This is a genomic window from Alteromonas sp. V450, from assembly GCF_001885075.1.
Classification (GTDB): domain Bacteria; phylum Pseudomonadota; class Gammaproteobacteria; order Enterobacterales; family Alteromonadaceae; genus Alteromonas.
Genome location: NZ_MODU01000004.1, coordinates 3,317,488 through 3,339,972, shown reverse-complemented (window position 1 = coordinate 3,339,972; position 22,485 = coordinate 3,317,488). Strand labels below are relative to the sequence as shown.

The following is a 22,485-nucleotide window of genomic DNA, read 5'->3' as shown; positions in this document are numbered from 1 at the left end:
TTATGAGTCAAGGTAAGGTCGTCCAAATCATTGGCGCCGTTGTGGATATTGAATTTCCACAAGATGCGGTACCAAGAGTTTATGACGCACTACAAGTTACCGAAGGTGACTTGTCAGGTCTAACCCTGGAAGTGCAACAGCAATTAGGTGGTGGTGTTGTTCGTGGCATCGCACTAGGTACTACTGACGGACTAAAACGTGGTCTTGCAGTAGAAAATACCGGTAACCCAATCATGGTTCCAGTTGGTACGAAGACACTTGGTCGTATCATGGACGTATTGGGTAACCCAATCGACGAAGCAGGCCCAATTGGTGAAGAAGAGCGTATGTCTATTCACCGTGAAGCGCCTAGCTACGAAGATCAGTCTAGCTCGGTAGAACTACTAGAAACTGGTATCAAAGTAATCGACTTGGTTTGTCCATTCGCTAAGGGTGGTAAAGTTGGTCTATTCGGTGGTGCGGGTGTAGGTAAAACCGTAAACATGATGGAACTTATCCGTAACATCGCAATCGAGCACAGCGGTTTCTCAGTATTCGCTGGTGTTGGTGAGCGTACGCGTGAGGGTAACGACTTCTATCACGAAATGAACGAATCAAACGTACTTGATAAAGTATCGCTTGTATACGGTCAGATGAACGAGCCACCGGGTAACCGTCTACGTGTTGCACTTACCGGTCTAACAATGGCTGAGAAGTTCCGTGACGAAGGCCGTGACGTTCTATTCTTCGTAGATAACATCTATCGTTATACCCTAGCAGGTACTGAGGTATCAGCACTTCTAGGTCGTATGCCTTCTGCGGTAGGTTACCAGCCTACGCTTGCAGAAGAGATGGGTGTACTTCAGGAACGTATTACGTCAACGAAGACTGGCTCAATCACGTCAATCCAAGCGGTATACGTACCTGCGGATGACTTGACTGACCCATCTCCAGCGACAACCTTTGCTCACTTGGATGCAACGGTAGTACTTTCTCGTGATATCGCGTCTCTAGGTATCTACCCTGCGGTAGACCCTCTAGATTCAACGTCTCGTCAGCTAGACCCGCTAGTAATTGGTCAAGAGCACTACGACGTAGCACGTGGCGTACAGACTGTTCTTCAGCGCTATAAAGAGTTGAAAGACATCATCGCGATCCTAGGTATGGACGAACTATCTGAAGAAGACAAGCAAGTGGTATCACGTGCTCGTAAGATTCAGCGTTTCCTATCTCAGCCGTTCTTCGTAGCAGAAGTATTTACCGGTGCACCTGGTAAATATGTATCGCTAAAAGACACAATCAGTGGCTTTAAAGGCATTCTAGACGGTGAGTATGATCACCTTCCAGAGCAGGCCTTCTACATGGTTGGTTCTATCGAAGAAGCGCTAGAGAAAGCCAAGAAAGCATAATGACGAGGCTAGCAGTGGCTAGCCTAGCATCATGCTAACGTACCTAATCAGGAGGTTCACATGGCAATGACAGTACATTTGGACGTAGTAAGCGCAGAGACAGCGATTTTCTCGGGACGCGTTGAATCGATTCAGGTGACAGGTAGCGAAGGTGAGCTGGGTATTACCCCAGGGCACGCGCCACTTATCTCTGCTATTAAACCTGGTATGGTGCGTTTGGTTAAACAGCACGGTGAAGAAGAAGTTATCTATGTTGCGGGTGGTGTACTAGAAGTGCAACCTAACAACGTTACCGTACTGGCTGATACCGCGGTTCGAGCTGAAGATCTTGACGAGCAGGCAGCAGAAGAAGCCAAACGACGTGCAGAAGAGCACATCGCCAACCCAGGTGCTGACTTTAATTATGCAGAAGCAGCTCACGAGCTTGCTGAAGCAATTGCGCAACTTCGCCTTATTCAGAAGTTACGCAAGTAAAAAGCCCAGCTTTGAAAAAACCCGCCAAATGGCGGGTTTTTTATTATTTGGCCGAAAATTAAGCATTCACACAATGTTACGTTTATTTCTATTGCGAAGAAAGCCTGTAACCCTTAAGGTTGATGAGGTATCGAAAGCCGACTTTGGTCGCGACAAAATTACAATTGAATTCTTTATAAACTACGCGATACCCATACATAACAATTTTAACAATGAAGCTATCCCCTTATTCTAATATACACCAAGGTGTATCGATTGGGCTTTTCCCTACGCTCCTTGTGCTGGCACTGTTAGCTATTCATTTTATTTCAGGCTCTCTCACTTTGCCCCTTGAAAGTGACGTTCGCATGCAACGTGACTTTAACACCGCAATAGGTATGTCGTTTCTATCAGGTTATTTTTGGTTTTCTTTGCGCTTTATACATCAAAACGTAGCTAGCACGCTTATATCTATACTTGTCAAAACCAGTCAATTAAGCCGCTTTAACGAACATCGCACTACCCTTACTTCAACATTTAAACTTCATGCTATAAATTGTTTTATGATAGCTGTTTTGGTAACACTAGTTTATGTCTTCATGGAGAATTTACTCTCTGGTGATGTAAAGTTTCATCAATATGTAATTACGATAAACGCGCTTATTTTCTGGCATTTATTTTTTCTTTTTTTAGTCCAGGTGACATCGAATATTCGCTATCTAAAAGCCAACATATTAAATCAGACAAAAAATTATTATGATTATTTAAACTCACTTTCGTCGCTGATACGTCTTGGGTTTGTGAATGGTACGATATCGCTTGGGGCCGTCGGTTTCTTCCCTATATTTTGGTTTGGAAAAAGTATCCCATTTATCGATACCGTATTCGTTACTTTTTTTGCGTTTATAGTGAGCGTTTATGTTTTTAGACCTGTACAAGACTTACGGCGTCAATGGACAAGAGAAAAGCGCAATAGACTCAATACGCTTAAAACAGAAATGAGTGAAGCAATAAAGTCAGGCGAAAATGATCAGGCAAACAACTTGGCAAGCGAACTGGAAGTGTTAACCGCGCTTTCTATGAAAATAAGTAACGTAAAAGATAAAGTGCGACTTTTTGCATGCTTGATGCTAATTGTGACGACTTGGTCTTTTTTCAGTGCAGTGTCTAATGGCGCTTTCGTTTAATAATTTGAATCTATTGTAGTTATGAAAGCATCATTTATAGACAATATCGTTTATCCAATAGCCCTTGTGCTAATTCTTGTCGTTGTTCATTTTTCAATGGGGTCTATGAGCCTGCCTATAGAGACAAACAACGCGCAACGTGACTTCAATACAGCACTAGGCACGTCGCTGTTAAGTGGCGTGTTTCTCTTTTCTATTCGCTCAATCCACAAAAATTTAGCCTACAATCTTTTTGGTATTCTTTCTATCAGGAACGAACAGAGAACGTTTGTTGCGCACAGACAACAGATGGCTCACACCTATAAAAAGCATATTATTTGGTCTACGACTATTGGCTTCATCATGCCGATTGTATACATGCTTGTTGAAGGCGTAATTACACGTATACATGAAAAGGAAGTGTTCATTGTGGCAATAAGTGCCATTCCCTTTTGGTTGCTGCTATCACTTTTTTTATTTCAATTAGTAACTAACAATAAATATCTCTGGGTACTGTTATCGAAAGGTAATTTAGACACGGTATCAAGCATTAAGCTTTACCGAAAAGTTATCAATGTTTCGCTAACTACATTTGCTGCTGCATCGACAGTAACCCTTGTTTTGCCAATCTTTTGGTATAAGCAGCCTATTCATACATTTGATTTTCTTTTTATATTAGCTTTAACCGCTTTTTTCGCTCTGTTCCTTTTGACTCCACTTACTATTTGTTTGTACAGGATCAGGAAGCTAACTCACGCGTTGACAAAAGAGATAGATACACAATTAGAATCACTGATTAAAGAGAGCGTGACAGACGTTAAAAGCAGTGAAATTGAGTGTTTGCTGCATGATGAAGAAAAGTTTGGCGAAGCTTTGTCAACAAGACAGAGTATAACGCTTTTATTTTGTCTGTGTTTACCCTTATTATCGTGGGGTGTATTTTTGGTGACTGAGCACTAAACCAAAAAATGCTTCAAATGGAAATTCGGGGTCACTAATGAAATTATACGGCGATAAGCGTTCAGGTAATTGCTATAAACTTCAGCTTCTACTGTCTTTTTTAGAAATGCATTGCGACTGGGTTGATGTTGATATCATGTGCGGTGAAACACGCACTTCTCAGTTTTTGGAAAAGTCGCCAAATGGTAAAATTCCAATTTTAGAGCTCGATGATGGTCGCGTTATTTCAGAATCTAATGCTATTTTGCATTATCTAGCTCAAGACTCAAAATTCATACCGTCTTCAACGTTCCAGTTTTCGCGCCTACTACAATGGCAATTTTTTGAACAGTACAGTCATGAGCCGTATATAGCGGTAGCGCGTTATATTAATTTGTATTTGGGGTTACCTGATGACAGGAAGGCTGAATTCGAATCGAAAAAGGCGGGTGGTTATCGAGCATTGGCAGTTATGGAAACACAGCTCGAAAAGACTCCCTTTTTACTCGGCGATGCGCTAACACTGGCAGACATATCTCTATTTGCTTACACCCATGTGGCGCATGAAGGTGGTTTTGACCTTTCGGCTTATCCTGCCATTAGAAATTGGATAACACTGATTTCTGGGCAGAATGGATTTATACCGATGCAGCGTTAATGTTTGTTGGCACCTCTTCTGTGGGACGGTGGACCCTGCCAGAATGACTGTAGTTTTTCTTGGGCACGATACAGTGTTGATACATTTATTCCACGAAGTTTACTGATGCAAAATGCTGCGGCTTCCAATGTGGATAGTGCGTGTGTTACAGATGTATGCCTTATGCGATATTCTGACGGGTGCGGGTCTTCAAAATGGTAAGAAGGCAATGCTTGTAGCCATTGATGCTGTTGCATAATTCCAAAGGCTTGTCGCCAACTTCCATCGAGCAATATGATATGTTGCAGCTGCGATTTACCATGTTTCGGAATACTTTCTAATGCACAGCTGTTCTGATTCGGATAAATAACAGCGCTAGACTGGCTATCACATCGTAACTGTAAGTCTCTAATGCCATCTTGGTCTGTACTTCTCACAACTTCAATATGCGGCATACATAGCTGCAAGAGTTTTACCGTATTTTTCGCGTGAGAAGCTTCTTTGGGATGTTGTATCACCGTAATACCTAAATCTACAGAAACGGTGTTAATTGCGCTGCAGACACACGTAGAAACTGGATAATGACAATGTTTACAATACGCTCGCATGGCGTTGTCTAAGGGCTCTTTTCGGTGTGGTTAGGAATAATGGATAATATACAACATGTGTAACGATGCAATATTATTTCGGGTGAAGAAAACCCTATCTATAGTTCCCGTTGGTAATGTGGTTAGCTATGGTCAACTCGCTGACTTGAGCGGTTTGCCAGGTAGAGCTAGGCTCATGGGCAAAGCGCTTCGAGGTCTTGAGGACTGTCCTTGGCATCGTGTAGTACGTGCTAGTGGTCACATTGCGTTTCCTGCGGGCTCAGAAATGGCGCAAGCGCAATGCGCGCTGCTTCTAGAGGAAGGGGTTATGGTTAAAAATGGTCGAATTAATATGAAGGAATACGGTTGGAAACCAGATTTACACACTATACTTGCTAAGTTAGAGTATTAGACCTCTGAATCGAATTGTATCCATTGATGTTAAACACCTACTTTTTGAAAAGAATGTCGCAGTAAGCATGTTAAAAAAAATTAGTATTGACCAGTTAAAACCAGGCATGTTTGTTCATCAAATTCTTGAACAAAAAGGTTCACTGACGGTAAAAAGTCAAGGTCGCGTTACTTCCCAGGAATTAGTTGAAGCGCTAAAGAAGCGCGGTGTAAAAACAGTTGCTATAGATACTGATAAAGCCTTCTCTGTTGGTCAGGACGGCGAGAACAGCCCAGCCCAGTCGATTGTGGAGAGTGAGCCTGAGCAGTCAAATAAACCACCAAAGGTATCGTTAGACGCCGAGCTTAGACGCGCTTCTTTACTGCATGAACAAGGAAAATCCATTCAAAAGCTATTGCTAGAGAATGTAAAGAAAGAAACGCCGTTTGATGCGAGCATACCCAAAGCGTTTTCCAACAAGTTAGTCGAGTCAGTCGATAGAAATCCTGATGCCCTACTTTGCTTAACAAAAATTCGAGAAAAAGACGATTATTTGCTCGAACATTCCCTCAACGTTGCAATACTGCTGGCCAACTTCGGAAGTTTCTTAGGTATGTCTGAATCTGAGGTGCAAGATCTTTCTTACGCAGGCTTTCTTCATGATCTAGGCAAGATTAAAATCCCTGATGAGATTTTGCATAAGCCGGGGCGACTTACAGAAAGTGAGATGGACATTATGAAGGGCCATGTAAAGCATGGCGTGGATTATCTGAAAGAAACGGATATTGCTTTACCCTTAATTCAGGCTATAAGTGAGCACCATGAGCGTCTGGATGGTTTAGGCTATCCTGCAGGTACAAAAGGTGAAAACATTAGTCGCGCGGGCAGAATGCTTGCAATTGCAGATATGTATGATGCACTTACTGCAGATAGGGTGTACAAACCAGGGATGTCGAGTCAGAAAGCTTTTTCAATTTTAATGAGTGATGCCCCCTCTCGTTTAGATCAATCACTTGTTCAGCAATTTATCAAATGCCTTGGTGTGTATCCTGTTGGAAGTCTCGTACTACTCTCTAACGAACGACTTGCAATGGTAATTGAACAACGCACTTCCCCGCTCACTCCTTTGGTGAAGGTTTTCTACTCGGTGCGAAATAGTCATTATCTTACTCCGAAAGATATTGACCTCTCGGTGGATAAGTCGGTTACCGTAGAACGTGCAGTTATCGCCTCTGACTATAAGATTGATGTAAATGCGTTCTTTGAACGTTCAGTATCAATTGGCTGAAGTGTTCCTGTAAAGCAACACAGTGTATTTTTTACAGCATCAGAAGTGTGTCTCTCCTTAAGCCGTAGTTATTTAGCTTGTGTTCAGGTTAGCTATTGTACACTTAAAAATAGCAAAAGCGTTTATACCAAAACTTAACTCTTTGTACGATATGAATAATTTTTTGTAAATCAGGCTTAAAATTAGCAACATTGTTAAGTGCGAATATAGTTATATTCTTTTGGAACACTACTTGCTGGGTAAGTTGTTATTGATACTGCGAATATTTCAGAATCGCACGTCGTTCAAGTCATTGGGCGCAAGCATTGTGTTGAACTTGATACTGCTTTTGGAATATAAGCTCAAAATTGAGAAAAGAGGAAGCCATGAAAAAAACTCTCGCTGTAAGTCTTATCGCTGCATCATTAACGGTCGCTGGGTGTGCTAACGATCCCAATAATACGCAAAAAGGGGCAGCTATTGGCGCTGTAGTAGGAGCGCTATTAGGTAAAGCAACAGGTGATAACGATAAGAGCCGTTATGCCTGGGGTGCTGCCGTAGGGGCCATTGCCGGTGGTGCAATTGGTGGCTACATGGATAAACAAGAAGAAGCGCTAAGAAGTGAACTTTCTGATACCGGTGTGCAAATTGTTCGTGAAGGGGACAACCTTCGACTTATCATGCCAGGAGACATCACATTTGCTACCGACAGCTCAAGCATAAGTCCAAACTTTAACCCTGTTTTGCAAGATGTAGCGAAAGTAGTGAACAACTATGAAAAAACAGTATTAATGATCAAGGGGCATACTGACGATACCGGCTCTGAACAATATAACCAGTCGTTGTCAGAACGACGAGCCGGTGCTGTGAAGAACTTGCTAATTAACTATTCGGTGAATCCGACTCGAATTACGACTGTAGGTATGGGTGAGTACGCGCCAAAGGTACCTAATAATAGTGCTGCTAATCGTTCTATGAACCGTCGTGTAGAGATGGAGATCCAACCTCTTACCCAGTCAAACAGCTAAACTTTGAGTTAAGCTTGAAACAATATAACGCCTCAATTTTAATGAGGCGTTTTGTTTTTGTGGGCTTGAATTTTTTCAGCTATGCCGCTGGCGAGCGCATTGGGAATGGGAATTGTTAGGTGATATTGGCTCACCTTCCACTCGTTCTCGTATCTTACTAATACGCCCGTACCTCTTGTTTCTCCAAGCTTTTCATTGTCTAGAAGTTCGTCAAACCATGCAACGTTCTGGTTTGGTGAAAAATAAATATGCCTGTTTCTAGGGTTATAGGTCCACCCGTTGCCATTGTCGAAATAAGGCTTTGCGTACTTTTTAAATTCACCTATTGTCCAAATTTCAGAAGCGTCTGTGCCAATAAAAACAGCATCATCACTGTAAAGATTAAAATATTCCTCGAACTTAGCCAGCGAAGCATTTTCATGCAGGCTATCAAGAACTCTGTTGATATTGTCTTTTTCTGTCGCCTGCACATTCGTTACCGATAGCATCACTAAAAAGAACGCGGCTAAATATTTCACATTAATCCCCTAAACAAAGTAAAAGAACACTGATTAATTAATGTTTCACATGAAACACAACAATCAGCATTAACTGCCCCAAAAGATGATGTTGCTGCCTACCTTCACGGCATGTAAGGTACGGTAGAGTCGCGCATTACTATCGTTAGTTCGCTACCACACTGTACATTATAGTCTTGCCCATAAACACAGTTCATTATATGACTAAAAGCCCAATTAGCTGTCTTATCTATGCATGTATCTACAGAGGTTAGTCGGGGGTAAAGATGATTAGCCAAGCCCGTATCATTAATACTCATCACTGAAAAATCAGAAGGAAGGTTCATTCCTAACTCTCTAGCGCAGCTCAGTACCCCCGAGGCAATAACGTCATTACTGCAAATAACAGCAGAAAAACCAACGTCGCATGCTAATAAATCTAACAGGCCTGAATACCCAGCTTCCGCTGAATACTCGCCCTCTTTCATTAACGATGAGGAGATGACTAACCCCGCTTCTTTGAGCGCTTTTTCGTACCCAGCTAACTGTCGGATTACTGAATTATTATGTTTTTGACCAGAAAGGAAAGCGATGTTCTGATGACCATTTTCTAATAAATGACGAGTTGCACAATAGCCTGCCCTTTCATTATCTGTGGTACAACCTTGCTCGCAAATTTCAGTTATTTGCCGATTAATCAGTACAACTGGCACCTTAGTTTTGTGAAGCTCTGTCAAATAGTTATCTGAAAGCATTTCCGAATACATGAGTATTGCGTCACAATTACGAGAAACTAAAAACTCTACAGCAGACTTTTCTGATTCTTCAGTATCAGTGGTTGTTGTCACAATGACGTGTTTATTTTCGGCACGAAGATGGGTGATTATGGCGTTTAAAAGCTTGGCAGACGATGCAGAGCTATTACTAGGAACAATGGCACCAATGCTGTCGGTTTTGTTTTTAGCCAGAGAACGAGCGGATAAATTTGGCTTATAATTTAACTCAGAGATTGCTTGTTCAACCCGTGTTCTCAAATTATGGTTTACAGTTTGTTTGCCATTTAATACACGACTCACTGTAGAGAGAGAAACGCCTGCGCGTTCAGCAACTTGATAAATGGTAGGCACTAGGCCACTCCTCACATTTTAAAACACGGAAGATACACCCATTATTATGCCGCTATATGTGAAAATGCGCTACGCATTAAAAGGTGCATGTACCAACGTCACAAGTATCACCAGTCGCTTTAATCTATCTATTTTTCTGCAGAGAAAGACCTTTCTTTACAAGTATGATTTCAATGTCTTTAAAGAGAAAGCGCTTTCTCAAAAAGTATACCATTCATCGAAACGCTACTTACTTGCCATCACATGGGGGCTTAAAGCTACTATCGTTTCCACGTCACACTCATCATTGTAAACGGTTGCTAAATTACTGGTTCTGCGTTTCATTTCATTTTTTAAAAACTCAGGTTCCAACACAACGATTGAATCTGAAAATCCACTTAAATAGTTTGCAACAAAGAAAGGGTCAGGCCCTTCCCTGTTGAAATGATGAGGGAAATTCAGGTCTATTTCTAAAAGCCAACAGTCGTCATTCCCTAATTTTGTGAACGTAGATTTGTGAGCTAATGATGTAGTTTCGAAACTACGTTTAACCCAAGTATGACAAATAGCGGAGACCTTTACTCTAGTTTCATATTCTGTTTTATTGACCTTAATAAATTGGTCCTTTGAATCTGTAAAACGATACAGTTTACTAATTTCAAAATATCTCGTGGTATGGCTACCATGTTCATATGCCAACACATGTAGATGGTGATTTAGCAATACAATTCTTTGCGGTGATAAAACCAGTTTTTTTGCATCAAAATTTTTGTGTATGGATCTATAGTACGCTGAAAAACATTTCTCTTTAAATGTGCAATCAAACACAAACTGCCATAAATTTTGTTCTTCAATTGTGGCAAGTTCGTGATCTAATGCACTATGCATGTCATAACCCATCGGGTTGAAATCAATCTTAGATAAATAATGTATCAACTCTGATTGATCTAATATTTCTTCCGCTTTTTTAAAGTCAGTTTGTAATACTGAAAAGATATGAGGGGGAACTAACTCAGGCAAATACTCCTTAATAAACGTAAATGCAAATGCCCTTTCCTCTGTCATTTTAAATTGATCGATAGCAGCATCTTTGTCTTGTTGAGATGGCCAGAAATATAAATAAGCATTTCCCTTTTTAACCCTAGAGAGCCCCTCGCCATTGTCCCCTAGCATTGATGTGATAATTCGGGACGCGTTTTTCTTAAAAGAATGAAAAGAGTCTTGGCTTTCTTTTCTATAGCTAGGCAACCGGTTTTCAATTAAATCTTTTATTTTAATGGCTCTGTGTTCACCAACATCAATGCTTCGTACTATCGCGTTTCTAAACTGTGAATTTAATGACTTCATAAAAAAGCGCAAACAATATAGGACATGTGTTGTCTCGATATTCTTTTAATATGCCATTAATGTCAATCGATGGGATTTGGCGCTGCAATGCTGCCTGGCGAAAGCATCAAATGCCATAAAAATGTTGTGACCACAATTTTTTGATTAAATGGAACGCGTCGTACCTCAATCAAAAATTACACTTACAGAGAACTTGATATAAGCGAGTATAAAGTAATGAGCCAGCCAAGGTATTTAACTAAATCTCGATTTAAGTTAGCCACAGAATGCCCAACTAAGTTGTTTTACACGGCTAAAAAAGAATACTTGGATAACAAGCTTGATGATCCGTTTTTGGCCTCATTAGCTGATGGTGGTTTTCAAGTGGGAGAACTGGCAAAGTGTTATTATCCTGAAGGGCATGACGTTACCTCTCTCGACTATGAAGAATCAATAAAGCGAACTAATGCGCTGTTAAAGCAGGAAAATGTCGTTATTTTTGAGCCTGCAATTCGCTATGGCAACTTATTTGTTCGTGTTGATATTTTAGTTAAACAAGGTAATGAGTATCAGCTCATTGAAGTTAAAGCTAAGTCGTATTCGGCTAAAAACGACAAAGACTTTTTAAACACTTCTGGAAAGTTAGCTGCAAAGTGGAAACCCTGTATTTTCGACGTTGCGTTTCAAAAATACGTATTAAAACAAGCCAGGCCTAGTGCGATTGTTAGCAGCTATTTAATGGTTGTTGATAAGGAAACGCCTTGCCCAGTCAATGGTTTAAATCAGAAATTTAAATTAACGCGTGATGACAGAAACAGACGCGGTGTGTCTGTTTCTAATTCGTTATCTGCCTCGGACTTATCGGTTAAAATTCTCAAAAAGGTAAATACAGACAAAGCGGTTCAAATAGCTTATGAAACCGAATTACAAACGGGTATGCCAGCAGAAGGTTTTATCCCTAATGTCGAAATGCTAGCTGAACGGTACGCTAATGATGAAAAGGTGATGCCAGTCATAGGCTCAAAGTGTAAAAGTTGTGAGTTCAAATGCTCGGAAGAAGATGAGGCGAATGGCTTTAAAAGTGGATTTAAGGAATGCTGGAAAGAGCAACTGCATTGGAGTAACGAAGACTTTAACGAGCCAACGGTATTAAATATCTCTAACTTTAGAGGTTCAAATCGCTGTATAGAAAATGGCAAAGTAAAGCTAAAAGACCTTGCGCCAGAAGACATCAACTACGAAGAGTCATCAACCCCTGCACTTACATTAAAAGAGAGGCAGTGGCTTCAAATAGAAAAAGTGCAAGACAACGATTCAAGTGTGTATTTTGATGTTGATAGCATGCGAAATGAAATGGCATCTTGGATTTATCCTCTTCACTTTATCGACTTTGAAACCTGTGCTGTAGCAATACCATTTTACGAAGGAATGTCACCATACGAAGGCATAGCCTTCCAGTTTTCCCACCACATGTTACATGAAGACGGTCGTGTAGAGCATGCAGGTGAATTTCTTAGCACTCAGGTTGGTGAGTTCCCAAACTTCAACTTTGTAAGGGAATTAAAGGCCCAATTAGAAAAGGACGACGGCACTATTTTTAGATATTCCAACCATGAGAATGCGTATCTTAACATGGTATATCAGCAATTGAGACTGTCGGTTGAAGCGGATAAAGACGATCTTTGTAGCTTTATTAAGTCAATCACTAAGTCTTCCAATAACAGCAAAGACAATTGGCTGGGTGACAGAAACATGGTTGACCAGTGGGAGCTAGTGAAAAAATATTATTACGACCCCGCCACGGGTGGCTCAAACTCCATTAAGGCGGTGCTACCTGCTATTTTAAATAGCTCTCAATTTCTTAAAGAAAAATACAAACAACCCATTTATGGGACTGAAGAGTTACCAAGCTTAAATTTTAAAAACAAAGCTTGGATTGAATTTGATGAAAGCGGAAAAGTAAAAGACCCGTATAAGTCATTGCCAAAAATGTTTGCTGAAGCATCTGAGCATGACATAGCGCTGCTATCAGAATCCGATGAACTAAATAATGGCGGTCTGGCTTTGACTGCCTATGCTCGACTCCAGTTTACTGAGATGTCTGATTATGAAAGAAAAGAACTTGAACGCGGACTATTGATGTACTGTGAACTAGATACGTTAGCAATGGTAATGATCCAAGAAGCTTGGCAAGAGATGGTGAATAACCATTTTTAGGACATTTCCTGTCTTATTAATTAGTTACCCTGCAGGCAAATCGATTAATTAGCCAAAGGAAGTTAGCAGGAAGTTATAATGAATAAAAACGAGTACTTAAATCAAGCAGTGGTAAAAGAGTTTGCATCTTATCTGTCTGACTTAATTAATGGGAAAGAGCCTTTTGAACACGAATATCATTGGTATTATGGGAAAAAAGACATCTATTTCGATTCGTTCCTAGATGCCTTGCATAAATATGAGTGGCCATTTAGATATACAGATCGATTTTCCAATGAGGTGAAAACAGGGAAGTCGTTACTTGAAAACAAAACATGCTTAGAGGGTTTTAGTCGAGGTTTAGTTTCAGCAATAAGCAAAGTGAACCTTGAAGCATGTCAAAATTATTGTTTAATGATTTTAGATTGGGGCGGTGTTCTCAATCAGAATGACGAAAAAATAATGTCTTTGGGAACTAAACTTCCAGAATATCTAGCGAGTTGCAAAAGACTGTTTAATTCTCCAGATATTACTTGTAATGGTAAATATAAAGTATCAGTTAATGGTGAATCCATTGATGTAATAATGAATGCAGGGTTTACAAAAATATACTCGCTTATTTGTTCAAATTTTATCATTTATGATGGTCGAGTTGGTGGTGCGTTGGGTTACCTAGAAACGAGTTTTTATAACAAAACAGGTGGTGCACAAAGTAAACTATTAAGCTTCCATTATGGTTCAGCGAGAGGTAAGCAAACTCGTAACCCTTCAGTGAATAACTTTCAATTCTCAATTCTTTCAGCCGGAAATGTTCATACTAGGGATAACTTAAAAGCGAATTGGCTTTTGTCTGAGGCGCTTGAAAATCAAACTAGCTTGGTAGGTGATAAAGCAGCATTATTGCGGGATATTGAATGTGCGCTATTTATGATTGGTTATGACTTTCCCAAGTTAAAATTTAACGAAGGCAAAGACGAAAAACATAACCTTAAAACTCGCACTAAATCTAAAGGTTCAACAGCAAAAGCATCTAGTAAAATGTCTTTGGCTAAGGCGATTTTTGAGCTAGGACAAAAAGACGGTCTCTCTAGAAAAGACATACTAATTAAGTTTCAAGATGAAGCTGGTTTAACAGAAGCAGGTGCAAATACATACTACCAAAAAATTAAATCTTCAGTTTAGTTCGGTGATGGTTGTACGTAACGAATAAAAAACCGCCCCAGAGGCGGTTTTATGGTCTTTTTTTACAACGTGTATTAGATAGAATCATCATTCAATATTCTGGATCTGCTCACGCATCTGCTCAATCAATACCTTAAGTTCAACGGCCGACTGTGTGATGTCAGTGCTGATAGACTTTGAACCTAGCGTGTTCGATTCGCGATTAAACTCCTGCATCATAAAATCTAAACGGCGACCTACCGCCCCGCCTTTTTTCAGGATATTGCGGGTTTCTTTAACGTGCGCGTTTAGGCGATCTAATTCTTCTGCTACATCTACTTTTTGCGCCAGCATGATCATTTCTTGTTCAAAACGGCCTGCATCAAGTTCTACCTTTGCCTCTTCAAAGCGGGCTTGCACTTTTTCTCGCTGCCATACCATGATTTCAGGCATACGAGCGGCCACTTTTTCAGCTTCCACTTCAATAGCGTCAAGGCGTTGTGCGATCATACCTTTAAGGGCTTCACCCTCTGTAGCACGGGCACTGATAAAGTCGTTTAATGCCTGATCAAATGCCGCCATTACGTCTGCATGAATGGTATCCATATCGGCCTCTTCCGCTGCAATTACGCCAGGCCAGCGCAAAACATCTAGCGGATTTACTCCAGTAGATTGACCTTGAGATTGTACCCAATCGGCAGCCTGCAACACTTGCTTTGCCAACTCTTCGTTTAAGCTTAGCTTAGTAACAGCAGCATCGTTCGCGGTAAAGCGTAGCGCACATTCCACCTTCCCTCGGGCAAGCTTTTTACGAAACCGTTCACGTAAAACGGGCTCTAATGAACGAAACTGTTCCGGCAAGCGAAAGTAGGTTTCCAAAAAGCGTTGATTAACAGAACGTATTTCCCATACGGCCGATCCCCACTCTTTTTTGGTTTCTACGCGCGCAAACGCTGTCATGCTGTAAATCATAAATATCCTTTAAATTTAACTGAAAGCCTGCAAAAACAACCCGAACGTCGTGTTGTATGCGTAAATATCTAACGCAGGTTTTCTTGTGTTTTGTATATTAGCGCACATTTACTAAATTCAATAAGCAAACATGTAAAGTTCGTTTTAAACGGCCATAGGTATTGCGTTATACTTAGCGCGATTTTGTAGCGACATCCAATTGATAGGTTTTAACCATGAATTGAGCTTTATATCCTCAAATCGTTGGAAATAACCTGTAATATGCTACCCATTTTTAAGCACTTACGTTGTGGAGAACACTATGCGTCCAAGCGGCAGAACCGCCAGTCAAATTCGCCCTGTTACTATTACTCGCCAATACACGTGTCACGCAGAAGGCTCTGTTCTTGTAGAGTTCGGTAACACTAAGGTGTTATGTAATGCGACGGTAGAAGAAGGTGTACCACGCTTTATGAAAGGCCAAGGGAAAGGCTGGATCACGGCTGAGTACAGCATGCTTCCGCGTGCTACTCACACGCGAAGTGGCCGTGAAGCGGCGCGCGGTAAGCAAGGCGGCCGTACGTTAGAAATTCAGCGTTTAATCGCGCGTTCATTGCGAGCAGCAGTAGATTTAAAACTTCTGGGTGAAAACACCATTACGTTAGACTGCGACGTTATTCAAGCCGACGGCGGTACGCGCACGGCGTCGATCACCGGGGCGTGTGTTGCCCTTGTTGATGCGCTGACTTACATGCGTGCAAAAGGCATTATTAAAACTAACCCGCTTAAGCATATGATTGCTGCCCTTTCAGTGGGGATTTATGAAGGTATGCCAATTGCTGATCTTGAGTACACGGAAGACTCTGAGGCAGAAACAGATATGAATATCGTTATGACCGAAACCGGCAAGCTAATTGAAGTTCAAGGTACGGCAGAGGGCGAACCGTTCTCGTTTGAAGAACTTGACGAAATGCTAAAAATTGGCAAGCACGGCTTACGTGAGTTGTTCGACATTCAAAAGGCAGCGCTAGCGTAATTAAGTTATTAAAGCGAATTTAGTGCCTACGGATAAGTTAGTAATAAAGAGGTCATCATGAAAGCGTTTCAGCGTGATTTTATTGAGTTTGCCATTGAGCGTGGCGTACTGAAATTTGGCGAATTTACTTTAAAGTCAGGCCGCGTTAGCCCGTACTTTTTCAATGCAGGTTTGTTTAATCGCGGTGGCGATTTGGCCAAGCTAGGGCGTTTTTACGCTGATGCGTTAATGGATGCAGGCGTTGCGTTCGATGTGCTTTTCGGTCCAGCTTATAAAGGCATTCCAATTGCAACGACAACCGCCGTTGCACTGGCCGATAGCCACAACCTCGATGTGCCTTATTGCTTCAACCGCAAAGAAGCGAAAACCCACGGTGAAGGCGGTAACCTAGTAGGCAGCCCACTAGAAGGTAAGGTTATGCTGGTGGATGATGTGATCACTGCCGGTACGGCTATTCGCGAATCGATGACGTTAATTGAACAGCAGCAGGCCAGTTTATCAGGCGTGTTGATTGCTTTAGACAGACAAGAGCGCGGTAATGGCGAACTGTCAGCTATTCAAGAGGTCGAGCGCGACTTTGGCACTCAAGTTATCTCTATTGTATCGCTTGGCGATGTGGTGGCTTATCTGACCGAAAAAGGCGGATATGCTAGCGAAATTAATGCTATCAATACGTACCGTGAAAACTATGGCATCTGATTTTGATAGCGCCTTCAGCACGGCTAGTCAACACTTGGATGCGCTAGGACTTCGTTGCCCAGAGCCCGTAATGATGGTGCGTTTGAACATTCGTAAGCTGGCCGATGGAGACACCCTATCGGTCACGGCTGATGATCCTTCAACCGCCAGAGATATTCCTAGCTTTTGCCGCTTTATGGACCATACGCTGGTTGCGTCTCAAACTGAGACTATGCCTTATCAATACGTTATTAAGAAAGGGCGCGCTTAAGCGCCTTTTTATCATTTAAATTTCCTACTCTACTTTTCTGTATTTTGCCTCTAGGGCACAATATAGCCCGAACATAATAAAGCCTGCGCCTACGCTAGCAATGAGATAAGGCCCAAAAGGCTGCTTCATTAATGTTTCTAGCGCTTTTTGTAACCCACCAGCTTGTGATGGATTGCTAAGCAGGGCGGCTAGAATAAAAAAGCTTCCTACTAAGGTATAAACAAGCCCTCTTGCGGCATATCCCAGACGGCCGGTAACGTTTACGCTTTTTCTGATATTTTGATTTAACGTATGTAGAGAAAATTTCTTTAAAAAGTCCGCCGTGTAAGCATGCTTAAACTGCACAATCGCAAATATGATTATGCAAACCCCAATAGCGGCTACGAGCAACAATCCCCACTCATACTGCATTAAAAATTCGCTCACTTTTTTCCCGCTGCCTTGTGAGGACGAACTGCTTTTTATCTCGAGTAAGGTTTTACCTCCCGCGTAAGCGGCAACGAAATAAAATGCACCCGATATAAAAAAGAACAGCTTGCTAATGGCGTAAACGAAGATACTGTCATCGCTAGCTTTTTCTGTAATGAAAACTTGCAGCCAGCGCCAGCAGGCATAACAAGCTAAACCAAGCACTAGAAGTGAAAGAAATATTTGCCCGAGAGGTTGTTGCTTCAGTGTAATAAAGACATGGGATTGGGAGGCTTTTTCACGGCTTAAAACAGTGAATACTGAGGTTAGAATAAAAGCACCAAGCATAACGTACATCACTGTTTTTGCGCTGTACCCTGCTCTGGCGGTAAATTTTTTCCATTTTGATGAAAGCTCCACGGTGTCCTCTCATAGCCTGATTGCAAATTGATTGTTAAGTTGATTATTTGCTTATCAAGTTACGTTCCGTTTTGCTCCTGCCTCTCATCTTTGTGCTGAGTTAGCGCTCCGAGTTCTCTGTGACCGCTTGAAGCAGCAATTTTTGAAGTTTACGTTTACTACGAGCACAGGTGCAGTGAATATCTGTCATGTGCAATATTTCACCATTAAGCATTTTTTGAAGTACAGATGTTCTTACGTTTAATGAGACAAAGCCGTCTTCATTTAGGGCTGGTTTCGACATCATCATTTGCTCCTTCAACTGTTTGATTTAATGCAGAGCTGCAGAAGCAAGCTGTCTGCTAATTTGAGGTACATAGGTTTGTTCAAGCGTATGCTGAATAGCGGTTATAAGTCTGCATACAGACGGGTTAGTAGCGTGCAGGGGCAATATGGCAATTAGCTGCTGTTGGCACTCCTGCAAAATAGCGTGAGATTCTTGCTTCCTATGTTCTTCTGCGAGCAAGGAAGATAAATACATGCCCATAGTGGAAAAGGCGAGCACGTCTTCTTGAACTACACTGACTTTCTGCAAAGATGTTGGCTGAAGCGCATTAAGGATGGCCTTTGCGGCTTCAAAGGTTTGATAACCCAACTCTCTGGCATAATCTAATTCACCCTGTTGATGGGCTTTTTGCGTTTGTGCCTGCATTGCTAAGCGATGCTCTCGTGCGCTAGAAGGGTTTAGCTGTAGCCACTTTCTGTAAACTGGGCATAAACGTTGAACATTCATATAAGCACCTCCCGTTTTTTTATAACATTAGTGCAAATAAGAATCATTATCAAATGTAAAGTTCAAAAAATCTATTAGCGTAATTCGAATTGGTAATTTAAGGGGGGAACTCGCACGATTTTTTCGATGCTATTTTGATAGCTTCAGCGCCCTCAAATAGAAAGGCGCTTCAATTAGGAGATCAGATTGGACAGCCACCATAGTAAGACTACCACCAGCGTAATAGCAAACACGGCTTTCATTTTGTAGCGCTTAATAAGCTGCTCAGCTTTGTCTCCTGCGTAGTAAACAACAGCCGCGAGTGCGAAATAGCGAACAGAGCGTGCGATGACAGTGGCCAGCAGGAAAAGTGGAAGTGAGTATTGGGTTGCTCCTGCTGCCAGCATCGCAACCTGAAAAGGAATAGGCGCAATGCCTAGCGTCATCACAAACCAAAAGCCTTGATTTTGCATTTGTTGTTTAACGCTGTCGAATTGCTCCTGACTAAAAAAGGTATCAATAACCCACTGACCAACAAGGTCGAAAAGGTAATAGCCAAGGGCATAGCCGAAGATAGCACCAATTACGCAGCCTACGGTGGCCATTAACGCGATTTTCCAAAGCGACTCTCGCCTAGCTTGCATCAATGGCACCATAACAGCTTCAAGGGGTATAGGCACAATGGTCGACTCTAAAAATGATGCTAAGGTAATACCTTTCAACATATTTTTAGAATCAATAAGCTTTTTGGTTTTATGCTTAACCTTTTTACTCAGTGCCATGTAATCCCTACTACTTTTTTACCTTTCTATTGCTTGTAAATGACCCCGTCTTTCATTACAAAAGACACGCTTTCCATTAGCGATATGTCGTCAAGCGGGTTGCCTTGAACTGCAACAATGTCCGCTAGCTTACCTGGTTCTAATGTGCCGAGAATATCGCTTATTCCCAATAAACTCGCGCTATTAACGGTGGCGCTAAGTAGCGCGTCAGCAGGTTTCATTCCTGCTTCAACCATCAATGAGAACTCCTTGGCATTGTCGCCGTGGGCTGATACTCCACTGTCTGTACCAAAAGCAATTTTTACGCCTGCTTTATGCGCTTGTTCAAAGGTATTTTGAATAAGTGGGCCAATAGCGGCCGCTTTTGGGCGCACTAATTCTGGAAAGAAACCATCAACTTTGGCTTTGTCTGCGACAAACTTTCCTGCCAATATGGTTGGCACATAAAAGGTGCCGTGCTTTTTCATTAGGGTGCGGATTTCATTGTCCATATAGGTACCGTGCTCGATAGAATCTACCCCAGCTTCAATAGCGCGCTTCATGCCTTCTTTTCCGTGAGCATGAACCGCCACCGTCATACCGTAATCTTTTGCCGTATCGACGATCGATTCTAATTCATCGGTCATAAACTGTGGGTTCTGCCCGCTTTTGGCCACGCTTAATACACCGCCAGTTGCAGTAATTTTGATTAGGTCAGCACCATCTTGATAACGGGCTCGTACCGCTTCACGGGCTTCCACTTCGCCGTTAACAACACCCTGTTTAGGGCCTACATCTGGTCGAAGTAAGTGAGACATACCATTGCTTGGGTCAGCATGTCCGCCTGTAGTCGCAATAGATTTAGCTACCGTGTAAATACGTGGGCCGGTAGCATAGCCTTTTGCAATAGCATTTCTTAAAGCCACTGTTTCGTTATAGCCATCACCTAGGTTACGTACGGTGGTAAAGCCTGCATCTAAGGTTATTTCTGCGTAGTTTGCTGCACGCAGTGCGTAGTCAGCTTCGTTAAGTGAAAAGCGTTCAAGATAGGTTTGCGGTCCACCGTGTTGTGACGATAAATGAACATGCATATCCATAAGGCCGGGCATAACGGTAGACGTCTTCAAGTCGATGACTTTATCGCCTTCCAGGGCTTCAGCAAACCCCTTTTTTACCGCTTTGATTTTGTTGTTTTCAACAACAATGGTCATGTTTTCCTGAAGCGTTTTTGAGGTGCCTGTAAATACCTTTCCCGCATGTATCAGAGTGTCGGCTGCCGCAGAAAAGGATGACGAGATCAGTGCGCTCGCAATAGTAAGCGTAATAAGAGGCTTTTTCATGATGTAGGTCTTCTTTTGATTGTTTTATCGACTACATCGAATGTAATGCACGCGTAGAGAGAACGCAAAATAAAGCGCTATCAACGACACAGTAATAATGATGAATAACGTAATACCTGGTAAAGCTTACTTTTTCTTAAGCTTGAGATAACAAGCAAATTCGCGAGAAAGCCCGTTTGAAACATACGTGCTCTTTGGTGTGTCACCTTAATACAGAACTACTACACTGGCGGTAACAAGCCGTGGAAACGAATAACTCTACTTTTGCTACGTGGTTGGCTATCTATACGGGCTGGGTTATTTCACCTAAAACAAAAGATGTACCGTTAGACTGAATCTTAAACTGCGTAGTCGAGCTGCTAGTTTCCTCTTTGGCTTGTTCTAGCAGTTGATAGTACGTGTTTTGATGTAGCCTCGCCCAAAGATTTCTGCGAACACAAAGATAGGGAATAGGCGTCGCGTCTGGGCCCTGTACTGCTTTTGGTGGAACCCGAAGTTCAAGCTGATCAGCGCGTTCTAACCGCACAATGTCGCCTGTTTGTGTGGTAAATGTGTAAGTGCTGTCGCCCTCTGAGTTACCCTCTTCTTTTCCCCATTGCGTTATCAGAAAGGGCGTGTCTTCTACGGTGATACCTACTTTTTCGACAGGCGTAACTAAGAAGTACTTGTTCCCTTCTCGCTTTAAGACAGAGGCAAAAAGCTGAACTAAGCTAGCACGCCCTATAGGGCTGCCTTCGTAGAACCACCGACCGTCTAGAGCTATCGTCAGGTTGATATCACCGCAAAAGTCAGGGTTCCATTGCTCAACGGGCGGAAGCGGGCGCGTTTTTGAAGACGTGCCCTTTAGCTGCTGCTGAAACCTAGTTAGATCCACGTTCTTCAACCAAGGCTTTTAGTTCGCGGAGTTTTGCCTTAATACGACGCATGTTGTCAGGACCTGTGCGAAGTAGCTGCTTCTGCGGCTCATTGAGATTCTCCAAGCGTTCGTCGGCGTACTTATACGCGACCGAGTCTGTATAAACCTCTACTGGAACCGGCACTTCCGGTGTATTTAGAAGTTGGTTTATGGCGTCGAGTAATACGTCATTAAAATCTTGATCAGGATCGCCAATTTCAGCATATTTAGACTGAATGTCGCTTTTATAAACGTCGTAAATGTTAAGTAACGCTTCATTATTGAAAGACTCAAGTACGTCTACATACGGCGTATATCGCTTGTAGCTGGCAGCGTCTATCCACTGTTTTCCGGCCTGAGAATAAACGCGAAAGTTTTGTTCAGGAGGCGTAAGCAATTGATGATTTGGTGCCATTTTATCGTCTGCTAAGTTTGCTACCGATACTACAAATCGTTGCAGTAACCCTTCATTTACTAACATGCGATTTACTGCTTCTTCATTCGCAGATGAGCTTTCTACTAATGATGATTTTACAGCTGGATCACTTACATCAAGCGGTTCGGGTTCAATTTCCTCCGGCTCTGGTAAAGGCTCTATTTCTTCCTTTTCTTCAAGCTCTACAGTGGGTGCAGGAGGCGTTGGTTCAAAGATCTCGGGCTCGGTAGGTGCTACCTCTTCTGGCTCAACTACTTGCGGTTCTGGTAAAACTGTAGATTCAGGCTGCTTGTCTTCACTTGGCCAAAACACAACAGCGAGCACAACGATTAGCAGTACGCTTATGATGATAATGTGTGGTACTAACGATTTCTTTTCTGACGACTCGCTCATAAT

Annotated in this window: 25 protein-coding genes; 13 read left to right on the top strand and 12 right to left on the bottom strand. The window is 42.1% G+C overall.

Going from position 1 to position 22,485, the window contains the following annotated elements; genetic code table 11:
- Positions 1–2: 2 nt before the first annotated feature.
- The 5 genes from atpD (at position 3) to BK026_RS14625 (ending at position 4,604) form a co-directional block, all read left to right on the top strand.
- Entirely contained in the window at positions 3–1,388 is a 1,386-nt protein-coding gene (gene atpD, locus BK026_RS14650; protein WP_039221268.1) for a F0F1 ATP synthase subunit beta, read from the top strand.
- A gap of 60 nt (positions 1,389–1,448) precedes the next feature.
- Positions 1,449–1,862 (top strand): F0F1 ATP synthase subunit epsilon, encoded by a 414-nt coding sequence (locus BK026_RS14645; RefSeq protein ID WP_071816518.1) that lies wholly within the window; start codon positions 1,449–1,451, stop codon positions 1,860–1,862.
- Positions 1,863–2,074: 212 nt separating this feature from the next.
- A complete protein-coding gene (locus tag BK026_RS14635; protein WP_071816516.1) occupies positions 2,075–3,028 on the top strand; it encodes a hypothetical protein in 954 nt (317 codons plus the stop codon).
- 21 nt (positions 3,029–3,049) lie between these two features.
- Positions 3,050–3,967, top strand: coding sequence for a hypothetical protein (locus tag BK026_RS14630; RefSeq protein ID WP_071816515.1), 918 nt, complete (start codon positions 3,050–3,052; stop codon positions 3,965–3,967).
- 37 nt (positions 3,968–4,004) lie between these two features.
- The gene (locus BK026_RS14625) at positions 4,005–4,604 is read left to right on the top strand and encodes a glutathione S-transferase family protein (protein WP_071816514.1); all 600 of its coding nucleotides are present in this window, start codon (positions 4,005–4,007) and stop codon (positions 4,602–4,604) included.
- On the opposite strand, the gene BK026_RS14620 is transcribed toward BK026_RS14625, so the two are convergent.
- A complete protein-coding gene (locus BK026_RS14620) occupies positions 4,601–5,191 on the bottom strand; it encodes a tRNA-uridine aminocarboxypropyltransferase (protein WP_071816513.1) in 591 nt (196 codons plus the stop codon). The two genes, BK026_RS14625 and BK026_RS14620, sit on opposite strands and share 4 nt — an antisense overlap.
- A gap of 55 nt (positions 5,192–5,246) precedes the next feature.
- Here BK026_RS14620 and BK026_RS14615 point away from each other — a divergent pair, with 55 nt between their 5' ends.
- The 3 genes from BK026_RS14615 to BK026_RS14605 all read left to right on the top strand — a co-directional run bounded on the left by BK026_RS14615 (position 5,247) and on the right by BK026_RS14605 (position 7,856).
- Complete coding sequence (locus BK026_RS14615; RefSeq protein WP_071816512.1) at positions 5,247–5,582, top strand: MGMT family protein; 336 nt, start codon at positions 5,247–5,249, stop codon at positions 5,580–5,582.
- Positions 5,583–5,649: 67 nt separating this feature from the next.
- Positions 5,650–6,849, top strand: a complete 1,200-nt coding sequence (locus tag BK026_RS14610; protein ID WP_071816511.1) for an HD-GYP domain-containing protein — start codon at positions 5,650–5,652, stop codon at positions 6,847–6,849.
- Between the two features lie 365 nt (positions 6,850–7,214).
- Positions 7,215–7,856 (top strand): OmpA family protein, encoded by a 642-nt coding sequence (locus BK026_RS14605; RefSeq protein WP_071816510.1) that lies wholly within the window; start codon positions 7,215–7,217, stop codon positions 7,854–7,856.
- Positions 7,857–7,894: 38 nt separating this feature from the next.
- Here BK026_RS14605 and BK026_RS14600 read toward each other — a convergent pair whose 3' ends face one another.
- The 3 genes from BK026_RS14600 to BK026_RS14590 form a co-directional block, all read right to left on the bottom strand.
- On the bottom strand, positions 7,895–8,374 hold the full coding sequence (locus tag BK026_RS14600) for a nuclear transport factor 2 family protein (protein WP_071816509.1): 480 nt from the start codon (positions 8,372–8,374) through the stop codon (positions 7,895–7,897).
- Positions 8,375–8,478: 104 nt separating this feature from the next.
- Entirely contained in the window at positions 8,479–9,480 is a 1,002-nt protein-coding gene (locus tag BK026_RS14595) for a LacI family DNA-binding transcriptional regulator (protein WP_071816508.1), read from the bottom strand.
- Between the two features lie 225 nt (positions 9,481–9,705).
- The gene (locus tag BK026_RS14590) at positions 9,706–10,806 is read right to left on the bottom strand and encodes a WYL domain-containing protein (protein WP_071816507.1); all 1,101 of its coding nucleotides are present in this window, start codon (positions 10,804–10,806) and stop codon (positions 9,706–9,708) included.
- Between the two features lie 216 nt (positions 10,807–11,022).
- Here BK026_RS14590 and BK026_RS14585 point away from each other — a divergent pair, with 216 nt between their 5' ends.
- Positions 11,023–13,002 carry a DUF2779 domain-containing protein gene (locus tag BK026_RS14585; protein ID WP_071816506.1) on the top strand — a complete coding sequence of 660 codons (1,980 nt, stop codon included), beginning with the start codon at positions 11,023–11,025 and terminating at the stop codon, positions 13,000–13,002.
- A gap of 78 nt (positions 13,003–13,080) precedes the next feature.
- On the top strand, positions 13,081–14,163 hold the full coding sequence (locus BK026_RS14580) for a hypothetical protein (RefSeq protein ID WP_071816505.1): 1,083 nt from the start codon (positions 13,081–13,083) through the stop codon (positions 14,161–14,163).
- 87 nt (positions 14,164–14,250) lie between these two features.
- Here BK026_RS14580 and BK026_RS14575 read toward each other — a convergent pair whose 3' ends face one another.
- Positions 14,251–15,114: a YicC/YloC family endoribonuclease gene (locus BK026_RS14575; RefSeq protein WP_071816504.1), complete on the bottom strand. Its 864-nt coding sequence runs from the start codon at positions 15,112–15,114 to the stop codon at positions 14,251–14,253.
- A gap of 301 nt (positions 15,115–15,415) precedes the next feature.
- On the opposite strand from BK026_RS14575, the gene rph reads away from it, so the two are divergent.
- The 3 genes from rph to tusA are packed head-to-tail and all read left to right on the top strand — an operon-like array spanning position 15,416 to position 17,078.
- On the top strand, positions 15,416–16,129 hold the full coding sequence (gene rph, locus BK026_RS14570; RefSeq protein ID WP_071817690.1) for a ribonuclease PH: 714 nt from the start codon (positions 15,416–15,418) through the stop codon (positions 16,127–16,129).
- Between the two features lie 57 nt (positions 16,130–16,186).
- The gene (gene pyrE, locus BK026_RS14565) at positions 16,187–16,828 is read left to right on the top strand and encodes an orotate phosphoribosyltransferase (protein WP_071816503.1); all 642 of its coding nucleotides are present in this window, start codon (positions 16,187–16,189) and stop codon (positions 16,826–16,828) included.
- Positions 16,818–17,078 (top strand): sulfurtransferase TusA, encoded by a 261-nt coding sequence (gene tusA, locus BK026_RS14560; RefSeq protein ID WP_071816502.1) that lies wholly within the window; start codon positions 16,818–16,820, stop codon positions 17,076–17,078. Before pyrE ends, tusA begins: the two co-directional genes overlap by 11 nt.
- A 24-nt stretch (positions 17,079–17,102) precedes the next feature.
- On the opposite strand, the gene BK026_RS14555 is transcribed toward tusA, so the two are convergent.
- The 7 genes from BK026_RS14555 to BK026_RS14525 form a co-directional block, all read right to left on the bottom strand.
- On the bottom strand, positions 17,103–17,906 hold the full coding sequence (locus tag BK026_RS14555; RefSeq protein ID WP_071816501.1) for a DUF1206 domain-containing protein: 804 nt from the start codon (positions 17,904–17,906) through the stop codon (positions 17,103–17,105).
- Between the two features lie 100 nt (positions 17,907–18,006).
- Positions 18,007–18,189, bottom strand: a complete 183-nt coding sequence (locus BK026_RS14550) for a hypothetical protein (protein ID WP_256253828.1) — start codon at positions 18,187–18,189, stop codon at positions 18,007–18,009.
- 27 nt (positions 18,190–18,216) lie between these two features.
- Positions 18,217–18,678: a hypothetical protein gene (locus BK026_RS14545; RefSeq protein WP_071816499.1), complete on the bottom strand. Its 462-nt coding sequence runs from the start codon at positions 18,676–18,678 to the stop codon at positions 18,217–18,219.
- A gap of 173 nt (positions 18,679–18,851) precedes the next feature.
- On the bottom strand, positions 18,852–19,439 hold the full coding sequence (locus BK026_RS14540; RefSeq protein ID WP_071816498.1) for a YqaA family protein: 588 nt from the start codon (positions 19,437–19,439) through the stop codon (positions 18,852–18,854).
- A 26-nt stretch (positions 19,440–19,465) separates the two neighbouring features.
- Positions 19,466–20,758: an amidohydrolase family protein gene (locus BK026_RS14535; protein WP_071816497.1), complete on the bottom strand. Its 1,293-nt coding sequence runs from the start codon at positions 20,756–20,758 to the stop codon at positions 19,466–19,468.
- Between the two features lie 283 nt (positions 20,759–21,041).
- On the bottom strand, positions 21,042–21,632 hold the full coding sequence (locus BK026_RS14530; protein WP_071816496.1) for a DUF1285 domain-containing protein: 591 nt from the start codon (positions 21,630–21,632) through the stop codon (positions 21,042–21,044).
- Positions 21,619–22,482: a DUF3014 domain-containing protein gene (locus BK026_RS14525; RefSeq protein ID WP_071816495.1), complete on the bottom strand. Its 864-nt coding sequence runs from the start codon at positions 22,480–22,482 to the stop codon at positions 21,619–21,621. The genes BK026_RS14530 and BK026_RS14525 overlap by 14 nt, the downstream gene beginning before the upstream one ends.
- Positions 22,483–22,485 lie beyond the last annotated feature (3 nt).